A 12,725-nucleotide genomic window follows, 5' to 3' on the forward strand; every position below is an offset into this window, starting at 1 on the left:
TAACACTCATTAACAATTTAATCCTAAAGTTTAATATAACTTTAACCACTATTCTTTATCCAATTAGACACAAATTGCTGTATTTCTATGTAATTTTGCCAATTATATGAAGAAACTGTTTACTCTGTTGCTATTGGTTTTTCTGGCAAAAATCAATGCTCAAATGTATTCCGGAGAAGTATTTCTAAGGGATAACTCTATCTTGTATCTTAATCAGGTATATGTTACCAATTTGAACACACAAAAAACTGTTCTTACGGATTACAATGGTAATTTTAATGTTCCCGCAAACCCTGGGGATGTTATCCGTTTTACCTCTATTGTTACCGAAAGAAAAGACATCAAGATGACTCCACAATTGCTAGGACAGAAAAATCTTATAGAGCTAAAGATTGCATATTATGAGATCCAGGAAATTGTACTAAACAGATTCAAGCCTACCGGAAATCTTCGGTATGATGTAAACTCATTAAGGAAAGAAGATAAAGGGCTAGCTATTAAGAAAGTAATTGGACTTCCAGAGCCTAAAGGAGATGGTACTCCGCCTGAACTTCCGGTTGCCGGATTAAGAGATGGTGGACTTACGTTAAGCCTTGGGAGCATTTATGATATGCTTTCAGGAGAAAGAAAGAAAAAACAACGTTATCAGGCCTATGAAAAGATGAACACTTCTGTTACCCAGATAAAAAATTATTTAGGAAAAGATTATTTCACAAGATTCAAAATTCCTGAAAACCTGATTGACAACTTCCTTCAGTTTGTTTATACCTCAGAGAATATACAGCCTTATGTTTCAGCCGGAAACTTTGAAGCGATAAAAATACCTATCGAGAAATACGTCCCTATCTACCAAAAAAGATTAAGAAATTCTCATCTTCAGGAGGTGGTCGCCAAGTAAAATCTTATCTGAAAAGAAATCAAAATTTCATATAGACAATAATCCATGTATCATTCACATGGATTATTTTTTTTACTATTTAATCTTGGTTATTTAACTTTTACTAAAAATTTTCATTTAATATTCAAAAATATGCTTAAATTTATGTCACAATCAAGTGTTTAAAATAAAAACAATACGATCTCGTTATCATAGTAAAAACTAATTGACCTAAACACAAATTAAGAGAAAGTACACCATTTTTAACTTAATATTTATTAATGAAAAAATTACTTTTACTTATTAGCTCAGTCTTGTTTTTCAGTTTGTCTGCCCAAAAAAAAGGGAAAGACTACAGCGATATTATAAAAAGCAATAACATCTATGAAATCAATGCTTTCTTAAGAGACGCTCATCCTGATGATCCAAGACGATCTGTACTGAAACCAAGGGTTATGGAACTGATGAAAGAATACATCAAAAACGCCCACCCGGAAGATCAGAAAGTAAAAGATATGCAGGAAATGCTTGCCCTTCTAAGAAGAAGGCCTTCTACGAAGATTACTTTTGATGAAATGAATGCCATCATCAAACAGAAACAAATTGCAAAATATAAGGCTGAACTGGCTGCAAAGCAATCTACCACTGTTTATACCCCAAGTACAACACAAAATACCTTTGTTGTAAATACAGCTGCAAATGCTGCCATACCCAATGCTGAAGCTGAGGAATTCAACATGCTGATGAAAGTCTCTCCTATTGAGCATCAAAATAAAACAGTAAAAATCCTCAATTCGTTATTTGATAACGATCCTAATGCCAAGGAGTTCATTATTCTTATTCAAAATAATTCTGACTGTAATATCATTGTAAGAATGGAAGGAGTTGGAAATTCCAAATATAGACTTGCTGTTCCCGCTCATGGTGATAACTCTATAGTGATAGAAAAAGGACAGTATCTCTTCACAAGTTTAGTCTGTGGAGCGCAGTATGCCTCACAAAAAACAATTCAAAAGCCAATTATGGTAGCCTTGGGGAGCGCAACAGCAAAGTAACCAAAACAATATCATAGTTTCTCCATAGGTCTTTTAGCTTTAAAAGGTCTATATTCTATGCAAATTTTACTATTTTTGCAGACATTTTATAAATCTCAATGGGCAAGAATAAATTAGCAAGATTTGCAGAAAACAAAATATTACCAAACGTAATCCAACCGACAAGAGAAGATGCTTTAAACGGCTTCGATCTTAAGGGAAAATGGAGAGAAAACTTCTTTAAAAATGACAATCCAATAGTGCTGGAACTAGGTTGTGGAAAGGGAGAATATTCTGTAGGGCTGGCAAAAACATTTCCTGAAAAAAACTTTATCGGAATTGACATTAAAGGTGCCAGATTTTGGTTTGGAGCTAAAGAGGCTGTTGAAAATAACATGAATAATGTCGCTTTCTTAAGATCCCAGATTGAACTTGTTGACCATTTCTTTGCTGAGAATGAAGTAGATGAAATCTGGATCACTTTTCCGGATCCACAGATCAAATATAAAAGAACAAAACACAGATTAACTCATCCGGACTTTTTAAATCGATACAAAAAATTCCTTAAGCCTGGTGGTGTTATCCATTTGAAAACAGATTCAGAATTTCTTCACGGATATACTTTGGGGTACCTGCAAGGTGCAGGACATGAAATCATTACTGCTCACCATGACATCTATGGAGCACCTGAATATGATCCTAATACAGAACATTTGAGAGACATCAAAACGTATTATGAGGAACTGTTCTCGGCTAAAGGAAAAACAATTACGTATATAAAATTTCGTATAAGCTGATGAAATAAATAACTTTTGATGAAAAAAAAAATTTTGACGATTTTATTTTTCACTTTCCTTACTCCTGCCTTTACTTATGCGCAAAAAAGCAGTAAAGACATTCTAAAAAGCACAAATATCAAGGAAATTGAAGAATATCTAAAGAACGCACACCCTGACGATCCGAAAAAGAGTGTACTAAAACCTAAACTCATTGCTCTAAAAAATTCTGAGTGGACTAAAGGAGCACTTACCGCCAAACCAATGGAAGCAAGGCCTGTATTGGCTGATATTCCTAAGAATGCAATGAAAGACCCCAATTCTAAAGAGGCGGAGGAATTTAAGCGGTTAATTGCTGAAACATCCACTGAACATAAGGAGAAAACAGCAATGCTCCTGAATGCAATGTTAAATGAGGATATTACTAAAAAAGAAGCTGTTCTTCTATTTAAAAATAACTCAGACTGCAACATTGTTCTTCGGATAGACGGAAAAGATTACTATAATCTTGCCGTTCCTGCACATGGAGAAAATTTTATTGTAATAAACAAAGGTTCTTATACTCTCAACAGTAACGTTTGCGATATGAAGTACTTTTCCCAAAAGGACGTAAAAAAAAGTATCTTTGTAACCATTGATAATCCGAGACAGTCTGCTGCTGAACAAAAGCCTGCTGTTACACCGGAAAAACCTCTAAAAAAGAAAAGCAAAAAAAGAAAATAGGTATGAAAAAGCTATTAATTCTCACAGGAATTTCATTGATTCTTACCAGTTGTAGTGCCAACTATGGCGGTTATCCTATAAGAAATCCCTATCCTACCAATAATTCTGGTGGAAGTGCAGCTAATACAGCAAGAGAATATAACGAGCTTATAAAAACCTATAAACCAGAAACTGCTGATGTACTCAGCGATCTTCTCAATGATGATGATCCGGGCAACCCCAGGACCTCCATTTCAGTAGAGAATAAGTCTCCCTGTAACATGGTACTTACGGTAAGTGGAAACGGTTTTTTTAAGAAAATTCCTATTGGTGCCGGAAAAATAGGCTATACTATGGTTCCTAAAAATCAAAACTACAGACTTTCAGGCATGGTTTGTAACTCATCCTATCAGTCCACAAAGTATATAACAAGCTCCTATTCTATAACGCTTAGAAACTAATATAAGGCCACAGAATTCTGTGGTCTTTCTTTTTACCTCTATTCTCAATAAAATCTAACTGTTTCAACATCTATAAAAGCAAAAAAACGCTGAACCGAAGTTCAGCGTTTTTTCTATATTAAAGAAAATCTTTAATTATTCTGCATCGAAATCAGCATCTGTATCAGCAGACACTTTTTCTCCTTCTTCTTTAGATTTTTCTTTATCAGCTTTTCTTTGAGACTGACCTTCTTTGATAGAATCAGAAACAATGCTCAAGATCATATCAATAGACTTAGAAGCATCATCGTTTCCTGGGATAACGAAGTCAACTTTTCTAGGGTCAGAGTTTGTATCAACGATACCGAAAACTGGAATACCTAATTTCTTAGCTTCAGTTACCGCGATGTGTTCTCTTAAGATATCAACTACAAAGATTGCAGAAGGAAGTCTAACCATGTCAGAGATAGAACCTAAGTTTTTCTCTAAGTTAGCTCTTTGTCTGTCAACTTGTAATCTTTCTTTTTTAGATAAAGTTTCGAACGTACCGTCTTTTTTCATTTTGTCGATAGAGTTCATCTTCTTCACCGCCTTTCTGATAGTAACGAAGTTCGTTAACATACCTCCTGGCCATCTTTCTGTAATATAAGGCATATTAAGTTCAGAAGCGTGTTTTGCAACAACTTCTTTCGCTTGCTTCTTAGTAGCTACGAAAAGAACTTTTTTACCTGCAGAAGTTAATTTCTCTAAAGCGCTGCACGCCTCATCTAATTTAACTGCTGTTTTATGTAAGTCTACAATGTGAATACCGTTTTTCTCCATAAAAATGTATGGAGCCATATTTGGATTCCACTTTCTAGTCATGTGACCGAAGTGTACGCCAGCCTCTAAAAGGTCTTTTACATTTGCTTTTGCCATGTTTTCTGTTTTTGTTAGTTTACTTTCCGTCTTTTAAACAATCAACAACTTCTTTAGATGGGAGAAGCGTTTGGATGCTAAACGTAACGGGCAATTTTTTTGTTTAGATAAATAGATTTTAGATAAAAGACAACAAATAGAATAAATTCTGAAATCTGAAATCTTGAATCTGAAGTCTGAAAATTAACGTTTTGAGAATTGGAATCTCTTTCTTGCTTTTTTCTGACCTGGCTTCTTTCTTTCCACCATTCTTGCGTCTCTTGTAAGTAAACCAGCTGGCTTTAATGCTAATCTGAACTCAGCGTTGATTTCGCATAAAGCTCTTGAAATACCTAATCTGATAGCCTCTGCCTGACCTGTATTACCACCACCGAAAACATTTACGGTAACGTCATACTGACCAACAGTCTCAGAAAGGATAAACGGTTGGTTTAGTTTGTAAACCATCACGTCTGTAGAGAAATAAGTTGTAGCATCTTTACCGTTTACTGTAATAACACCAGAACCTGGTTTTACATAAACTCTAGCTACAGAAGTTTTTCTTCTTCCGATTTTGTGAACTATAGACATAATTAATTATTTAAATTCGTTAACATTAATTGTTTTAGGCTGTTGAGCTTCATGTTTGTGCTCAGTTCCTTCATATAAATAAAGGTTCTTAAGGATAGCAGAACCTAATCTGTTTTTAGGTAACATACCTTTTACAGACTTTTCTAATACCTTTAAAGAATCTTTCTTTTGAAGTTCAGCCGCAGTCATAGACTTCTGTCCACCAGGATATCCTGTATGCCAGATGTAAGTCTTATCAGCCCACTTGTTTCCGGAAAGCGTAATTTTCCCAGCATTCAAAACGATTACGTTATCACCACAATCTACGTGAGGTGTAAAGTTCGTTTTGTGCTTACCTCTCAAAATCTTTGCAACCGTAGAAGCTAGTCTTCCTAACGGCTGTCCTTCAGCGTCTACCACAACCCATTCTTTATTAGCAGTAGCTTTGTTCGCTGAAACAGTTTTGTAACTTAATGTATTCACACGTTTTAGTTAAAGATTAAACATAATTTACCCCTAAAAGGGTGTGCAAAGGTACAAATATTTTTTGTAACCCAAAAACATATTTCATTTAATGTATATAATAACTGCTATTCAACTCACTAGCAATAGATTTTAACACTATTTATACTTTTGGCATAAAACTTGTAAAATGTTGTTGCGATGAAAAAAACGTTTAGAAGATTCTAAAAACACGACTGATAAAGTAAGAGTTTGGTCCCTCAACTCTTCCTTTATTAACTTTACCTTAAAGATTTCCGCAAAAGCTTATTGATGTCATTATTTTATCTTTGAAATAATTATATTTGCCTCACAAACTTTTATTCATGAGCCACGGAAAGATCAGAGAAGATAAAACCTGCCTGAACTGCGGGCATCAAGTTGAAGAACGTTTCTGTCCTCACTGCGGACAGGAAAATACTGAAAGACGACAGCCATTTTATTTTCTTTTCACCCATTTTATTGAAGACTTCACCCATTATGATGGGCAATTCTGGGGTACAGTAAAAAATCTATTATTTAAACCGGGAAAACTTACAAACATTTATCTGGAAGGTAAGAGGCAAGTATTTGTTCCGCCTGTAAAGCTCTACATCTTCGTCAGTTTTATTACTTTTTTTGTATTTGCCCTTTTTCCTATGGTAAATCTTAACTTTAATGATTCCAATGAAAACAAAGAAGTAAACAAAATAAATGTTTTTCAAAAATTAAAATCTCCGGAGACACAGAAAATACTGGATAGTATACAAGCCAAAGAAAATCTGACGAAGGAGGATTCAATGACTATTAAAACACTCAATGCCCTGCCGGATTCTATCAAAATAAATAACCTCGCAGCAGCTTTGGAGCTAGACAAGACAATAGATTCTGATGTTGAGTATGGCCAGTACAAAACAAGGAAATCTTACGACTCAGCTATAGCTAAAGATCCCTCAATTTTTGATGCTATTCAAAATCCGATAGCTCATAAATTCTTTGAACTCAAAGAAAAAGGGGTAACAAAAAAGGAAATCGTTGTCAATATGATACAAAAATCATTTCACAACCTACCAAAAGCCCTTTTCATTTATCTTCCGCTCTTTGCATTCTTTTTATGGATTTTCCATAGCAAGAAAAAATGGTGGTATTTTGACCACGGGATTTTTACCCTGCATTATTTCTCGTTTCTATTATTAACGATCCTTCTTATATTCTTACTCACCAAATTGACAGGCCTAACAGACTTTTGGATGGTTAATACTTTTTTATATTTCCTGGTGATAGCCTTATCAGTATATAGTATGGCATATTTCTTTATTGCTCACCGCAGAGTTTATCATGCGCACGGGCTAGTCAGTTTTATAATTGGGGCAGCGCTATTCTCCCTAAACTTATTTGCATTTACGTTTTTAGTTGTCGGGCTTGCTTTGGTAAGTTTCCTGATGATTCACTAAATAAAAAAAATGAGGCTCTCAAAAAAGACAGCCTCATTTTTTATTTTCTTAATGACTTGCTACCCCTGAAGCTAGCAAATAAATAATACGCTACAAAAACAGTAGAAAACTTCAGAATGGATGGAATCGCTAATTCTAATTTAAAAATTAAGGTTCCTACCAAAACAAGAATTCCCATGGCTACAAAAGATAAACCTAGTTTTTGAGGTAATGTAAAGTTGGGAGTATCCAAATAATAAGCAATTCCCCAAGCAGTTCCAAAGGCAAAGGCATAATAAATATCCAATGCGATGTTCTCTGAACTTAAAAAGAAATAATTGATAAGGAAGCTTATTACCGTTCCCAATGCGAAGTACATCAAAGCTTTTTGCATGTCTGTAAAATATTTTGCAAAAGTAGAGAATTTAATTTGAGAATTTGAAGCCGAGCTAGTTTGAAAATGAAATCCCTGTAACTCATTTTAACTCTGCAACTCCCGATCTTTCAAACTTTTAAACACTTATACCAAAAAAAGGGGACATTTAATTAAATAGCCCTAAATAAAAGAGTGATAATCAATAATATAAAATCAAACACAGGGTTCTTTTTTTATTATTATATTTGGAAACTTAGAAACTTTCTAGAATTTTTATGGAAACCCAAAAATATACTCCAACCAACAAGGTAAGAATCGTAACTGCTGCCTCATTATTTGATGGGCATGATGCTGCGATCAATATTATGCGTCGTGTCATTCAGGGAACTGGATGTGAAGTTATTCACCTAGGACATGACAAATCTGCAGAGGAAGTTGTAAATACAGCGATCCAGGAAGATGCCAATGCTATTGCATTAACGTCATATCAAGGTGGTCACAATGAATATTTTAAATATATCTACGACCTTTTAAGAGAGAAAAACTCTCCACAAATTAAAATTTTCGGCGGCGGCGGCGGTGTAATCCTACCCGAAGAAATCGAAGATATTATGTCTTACGGAATTGACAGGATTTATTCTCCGGATGACGGTCGTGAACTTGGTCTACAAGGAATGATCGATGATTTGGTTAAAAGATCAGATTTCGCAACAGGAAAAGAAGTAACTGCGGAAGATTTAGATTCAATTAGTTTTGAAAATTCTACAAGCATTGCTAAAATCATTTCTGCTGTTGAAAACTTTTCAGAAGACAAACCTGAATTAGTAAAAGCCATTGATGAAAAATCAAAAGATTTAACGATTCCAATTATCGGTATCACCGGAACTGGTGGTGCAGGAAAATCTTCTTTGACGGATGAATTGGTAAGACGTTTCCTTCGTTCAAATCCTGGTAAAAAGATTGCCATTATTTCTATTGACCCTTCGAAAAAGAAAACCGGAGGTGCATTATTGGGAGACAGAATCCGTATGAACGCGATCAATGATCCAAGAGTGTATATGCGTTCCATGGCGACGAGAGAAAACAATGTTTCAGTTTCCCCGTTCATCCATTCAGCTTTAAATGTTTTAAAATTATCTCATCCTGATGTAATTATTCTTGAAACTTCAGGTATTGGACAATCCGGTTCAGAAGTTTCAGATTTTGCAGATGTTTCCATGTATGTGATGACTCCTGAATATGGAGCTTCTACACAGCTGGAAAAAATCGATATGTTAGATTATGCAGATTTAGTTGCCTTAAATAAATCTGATAAAAGAGGTGCTTTGGATGCGCTTCAGGCAGTAAGAAAACAGTTCCAGAGAAACCATTTGTTGTGGGAAAGTCCGTTGGATGATATGCCGGTGTATGCAACGAAAGCTTCTCAATTTAACGATCACGGAACGACTGAATTATACAATAGATTGGTTGAAAAAGTAAATGATAAATTCTCAGATTTAAATTTACAAGGTTTTGTTGAACAGGAAATTACAGATGAAGTAACAATCATTCCTCCAAAAAGAGTTCGTTACTTATCTGAAATCGTCGAAAACAACAGACATTACGATGCTAATGTTGAAAAACAGGCAGAATTAGCTAGAAAGATGTATCACATTGAAGGGGTAAGAAATTTCCTTTCTAATGAAACTTTAGATGCCGAATATCAAAAAGCTGAAAAAGATCTTCAACAGGAAAACATCGATTTCCTTAAAAATTGGGGAGATACGAAACAGGCTTTCAAAGCAGAATTTTACTCATATTTCGTTCGTGGAAAAGAAATTAAAGTTGAAACTTCAACAGAATCTTTATCACATTTAAGAATTCCAAAAATCTCTTTACCAAAATATAACGATTGGGGTGATTTGATTAAATGGAAAGGCCAGGAAAATCTTCCGGGAGGATTCCCTTACACAGCCGGAATTTATCCTTTCAAAAGAACGGGTGAAGATCCTACAAGAATGTTTGCCGGAGAGGGAGGCCCAGAAAGAACTAACAGAAGATTCCACTACGTTTCTGCAGAAATGGATGCAAAACGTCTTTCAACAGCTTTTGACTCTGTAACTTTATACGGTCAAGACCCTGCTTTACCACCAGATATCTATGGTAAAATCGGAAATGCGGGAGTTTCTATTGCAACTTTAGATGATGCAAAAAAATTGTATTCCGGATTTGATTTGGTGAATGCAATGACTTCGGTTTCTATGACTATCAACGGACCTGCACCGATGTTGTTGGCTTTCTTTATGAATGCAGCTATCGACCAGAACGTTGAAAAATATATTGCTGAACATAAACTTGAAGCTAATGTTGAAAAAGCTTTAAAAGCAAAATTCGATGATAAAGGTTTAGAAAGACCTAAATATAACGGTGAATTACCTCCATCAAATAACGGTTTAGGTTTAAAATTATTAGGACTTACCGGAGATGAAGTTATTCCTGCGGAAGCTTATGCTGAAATTAAAGCTAAAACCATCGCTACAGTTCGTGGTACCGTTCAGGCTGACATTTTAAAAGAAGATCAGGCACAGAATACTTGTATTTTCTCTACTGAATTTGCCTTGAGATTAATGGGTGACGTTCAGGAATATTTCATCACAGAAAAAGTGAGAAATTTCTATTCGGTTTCTATTTCAGGATACCACATTGCGGAAGCTGGTGCAAATCCGGTTTCTCAGTTGGCGTTTACGTTGGCGAATGGTTTCACGTATGTTGAATATTATTTGTCAAGAGGAATGGATATCAATGATTTTGCTCCTAACCTATCTTTCTTCTTCTCTAACGGTATCGATCCTGAGTATTCAGTAATCGGACGTGTAGCAAGAAGAATCTGGGCAAAAGCAATGAAACTGAAATACGGCGCAGACGAAAGAAGCCAGATGTTGAAATACCACATTCAAACTTCAGGACGTTCGCTTCACGCTCAGGAAATTGATTTTAACGATATCAGAACGACTTTACAGGCACTTTATGCAATCTACGATAACTGTAATTCATTGCACACGAATGCTTATGACGAGGCGATTACAACTCCGACTGAGCAATCTGTAAGAAGAGCAATGGCTATCCAGTTGATTATTAATAAAGAATTAGGTTTAGCGAAAAACGAAAATCCGCTTCAAGGTTCATTTATTATTGAAGAATTGACGGATTTAGTGGAAGAAGCTGTTTATGCAGAATTTGACAGAATCACGGAAAGAGGTGGAGTTTTGGGAGCAATGGAAACGATGTACCAACGTTCAAAAATTCAGGAGGAATCAATGCATTACGAATGGTTGAAACACACTGGAGAATATCCAATTATAGGGGTAAATACTTTCCTTGGAAAAGATGGTTCACCAACGGTTCGTCCGGGAGAGGTTATCCGTTCGACTGAGGAAGAAAAACAGGTTCAGATTGAAACGCTTCATAATTTCCAAAAATCTAATGAAGACAAGTCAGAAGCTGCCTTAAAAACATTACAACACGCTGCCATTAATCAACAGAATTTATTTAATGTAATGATGGATGCTGTAAAATATTGTTCTCTGGGACAGATCACCAACGCTTTATTCGAAGTGGGTGGGAAATATAGAAGAAACATGTAGAATATAAAAAAACTAACAATGAAAACTCTTTTTAAAATTATTTGTTGCCTTGTTTTATTTTCATGTAGTGGATCAGATGATGACACTTCATCAAACAACAAACCAACTGAACCGCCAGTTGAAGGATATTTCCAGGCAAAAATTGAAGGTGTAGACAAAAAAGTCGAAAATAAAGGAACTACCCATTATGTAGAATGGAGAAAATCAAAAGATTCGCATAATCGCGATTATTATGGGATTTTCATATATGCTTATGATCAGGGATTTTATTTAGATTCTAAAATTTATACAGACAATATTGAAGTGGGTAAGGAATATGTTTATGTACATACAGACGTCCCTACCTCAATGAATATGGACATCAACTATTCTGAAACTTGTGCAGCGCCAAACTGTTCATCATATTGGGGATGTACCAATAGTTTCTATGGGAAACCGACCGGAAAAATTACCATCACTTCATTTGATGGGAAAAAGATGTCCGGTAAAATAGAAACAAAGGTGAACCATCAGTATTACGGGGTAACAACCAATCAGACAAGAACCATTAGTAGTGGTGTTTTTGTGAATGCAGAAAAAGCGACAGGAAGTTTATAGTTTAGATATTCCAGCAGTTTTTACTGAAAACATTTTATCCACACCCTATTTTTGAATTATTTTCAGAAAATATAAAAGCCTCAAAGAATTTCTTTGAGGTTTTTTTGTATTTTTATTCTTCAACATATAATCATGAAAGAAAAATTTCAAATTTCGAGTCCTTGCAGTCAGGACTGGGAGAGCATGGAGCAGGTTTCAGAGGGCAGATTCTGTGAGGAATGCAAAAAAAAGGTATGGGATTTCGATCATCTTCCTGAAACAGAAATTGACAAGGTTTTAGAAAGCAATACCTCTATTTGTGCAAAAAAAACATATTTAAAACCTACTTTTTCAAGTGTATTTTTAGCCTTAACACTCACCTCTTCAATGTATGTGAATGCACAAACTGAAAATAAGTCTACTACTGAAAATGTCTATCAAAAAGAGATTACCATAAAAGGGAAACTGGTTTCTTCAAGAGATGTAAAATTAGCCTCGGGAGAAATATCATTAGTAACATTAGAAAAGCTATACTATGCAAAGGCCGATGAAAACGGAAACTTCACGTTATCTTTTCCAGAAAAAGTATTAACTGAACATAACATCGTCAGAATTGATTATACTACGATAGATTCAAACAATAAAGAATTTACTGATTATAAGTCTTCTATATTAAAAACCACCGAGCTATTAGGTAAACAAAGCTTTGGGATTGAAAGAGAGTATATAACCATAGGAGGTGTTTACAAATCCAATTATCAACCTCCTGATTATTATTTTCTAGATGGGAAAAAAATAGGAAAAAGAAAGTTTGAGAAAATAAAAGCTGAGTATCCTGAATATAAATATTTAGCATTTTATGATGAAGTAACTGTTAAGAAGCTATCTAAAAAAAGCTTTATAGACAATCTTTATTTACTTTATTCCAAGTAAAAACTTAT

At 34.9% G+C, this 12,725-nt stretch carries 13 protein-coding genes; 9 read left to right on the forward strand and 4 right to left on the reverse strand.

The features are described 5' to 3' along the window. Nucleotides 1–106 precede the first annotated feature (106 nt). From C1638_RS15555 to C1638_RS15575, 5 genes are all read left to right on the forward strand, one after another. Complete coding sequence (locus C1638_RS15555; protein WP_109622428.1) at nt 107–898, forward strand: hypothetical protein; 792 nt, start codon at nt 107–109, stop codon at nt 896–898. A gap of 260 nt (nt 899–1,158) precedes the next feature. Beyond that, nucleotides 1,159–1,932 carry a DUF6759 domain-containing protein gene (locus C1638_RS15560; RefSeq protein ID WP_109622430.1) on the forward strand — a complete coding sequence of 258 codons (774 nt, stop codon included), beginning with the start codon at nt 1,159–1,161 and terminating at the stop codon, nt 1,930–1,932. 98 nt (nt 1,933–2,030) lie between these two features. Continuing rightward, on the forward strand, nt 2,031–2,708 hold the full coding sequence (gene trmB, locus C1638_RS15565) for a tRNA (guanosine(46)-N7)-methyltransferase TrmB (RefSeq protein ID WP_109622432.1): 678 nt from the start codon (nt 2,031–2,033) through the stop codon (nt 2,706–2,708). Nucleotides 2,709–2,726: 18 nt separating this feature from the next. Beyond that, nucleotides 2,727–3,410: a DUF6759 domain-containing protein gene (locus C1638_RS15570; protein ID WP_228428179.1), complete on the forward strand. Its 684-nt coding sequence runs from the start codon at nt 2,727–2,729 to the stop codon at nt 3,408–3,410. 2 nt (nt 3,411–3,412) lie between these two features. Then, the gene (locus tag C1638_RS15575) at nt 3,413–3,850 is read left to right on the forward strand and encodes a DUF6759 domain-containing protein (protein WP_109622434.1); all 438 of its coding nucleotides are present in this window, start codon (nt 3,413–3,415) and stop codon (nt 3,848–3,850) included. 135 nt (nt 3,851–3,985) lie between these two features. Here C1638_RS15575 and rpsB read toward each other — a convergent pair whose 3' ends face one another. The 3 genes from rpsB to rplM form a co-directional block, all read right to left on the reverse strand. After that, nucleotides 3,986–4,747 (reverse strand): 30S ribosomal protein S2, encoded by a 762-nt coding sequence (gene rpsB / locus C1638_RS15580; protein WP_045501217.1) that lies wholly within the window; start codon nt 4,745–4,747, stop codon nt 3,986–3,988. A gap of 183 nt (nt 4,748–4,930) precedes the next feature. Then, the gene (gene rpsI / locus C1638_RS15585) at nt 4,931–5,317 is read right to left on the reverse strand and encodes a 30S ribosomal protein S9 (RefSeq protein ID WP_109622436.1); all 387 of its coding nucleotides are present in this window, start codon (nt 5,315–5,317) and stop codon (nt 4,931–4,933) included. Between the two features lie 6 nt (nt 5,318–5,323). After that, nucleotides 5,324–5,779, reverse strand: coding sequence for a 50S ribosomal protein L13 (gene rplM / locus C1638_RS15590; RefSeq protein WP_047385928.1), 456 nt, complete (start codon nt 5,777–5,779; stop codon nt 5,324–5,326). 344 nt (nt 5,780–6,123) lie between these two features. Here rplM and C1638_RS15595 point away from each other — a divergent pair, with 344 nt between their 5' ends. Beyond that, a complete protein-coding gene (locus C1638_RS15595) occupies nt 6,124–7,230 on the forward strand; it encodes a DUF3667 domain-containing protein (RefSeq protein ID WP_109622437.1) in 1,107 nt (368 codons plus the stop codon). Between the two features lie 40 nt (nt 7,231–7,270). On the opposite strand, the gene C1638_RS15600 is transcribed toward C1638_RS15595, so the two are convergent. After that, on the reverse strand, nt 7,271–7,603 hold the full coding sequence (locus C1638_RS15600; protein WP_106915526.1) for a hypothetical protein: 333 nt from the start codon (nt 7,601–7,603) through the stop codon (nt 7,271–7,273). Nucleotides 7,604–7,860: 257 nt separating this feature from the next. On the opposite strand from C1638_RS15600, the gene C1638_RS15605 reads away from it, so the two are divergent. The 3 genes from C1638_RS15605 to C1638_RS15615 all read left to right on the forward strand — a co-directional run bounded on the left by C1638_RS15605 (nt 7,861) and on the right by C1638_RS15615 (nt 12,717). Continuing rightward, nucleotides 7,861–11,208, forward strand: a complete 3,348-nt coding sequence (locus tag C1638_RS15605) for a methylmalonyl-CoA mutase family protein (RefSeq protein WP_109622438.1) — start codon at nt 7,861–7,863, stop codon at nt 11,206–11,208. Nucleotides 11,209–11,226: 18 nt separating this feature from the next. Then, nucleotides 11,227–11,805: a hypothetical protein gene (locus C1638_RS15610; protein ID WP_109622439.1), complete on the forward strand. Its 579-nt coding sequence runs from the start codon at nt 11,227–11,229 to the stop codon at nt 11,803–11,805. 132 nt (nt 11,806–11,937) lie between these two features. Then, entirely contained in the window at nt 11,938–12,717 is a 780-nt protein-coding gene (locus tag C1638_RS15615) for a hypothetical protein (RefSeq protein WP_109622441.1), read from the forward strand. Nucleotides 12,718–12,725: the final 8 nt, after the last annotated feature.

The organism is Chryseobacterium oncorhynchi (assembly GCF_002899895.1).
In the GTDB taxonomy this organism is placed as follows: Bacteria; Bacteroidota; Bacteroidia; order Flavobacteriales; family Weeksellaceae; genus Chryseobacterium; species Chryseobacterium oncorhynchi.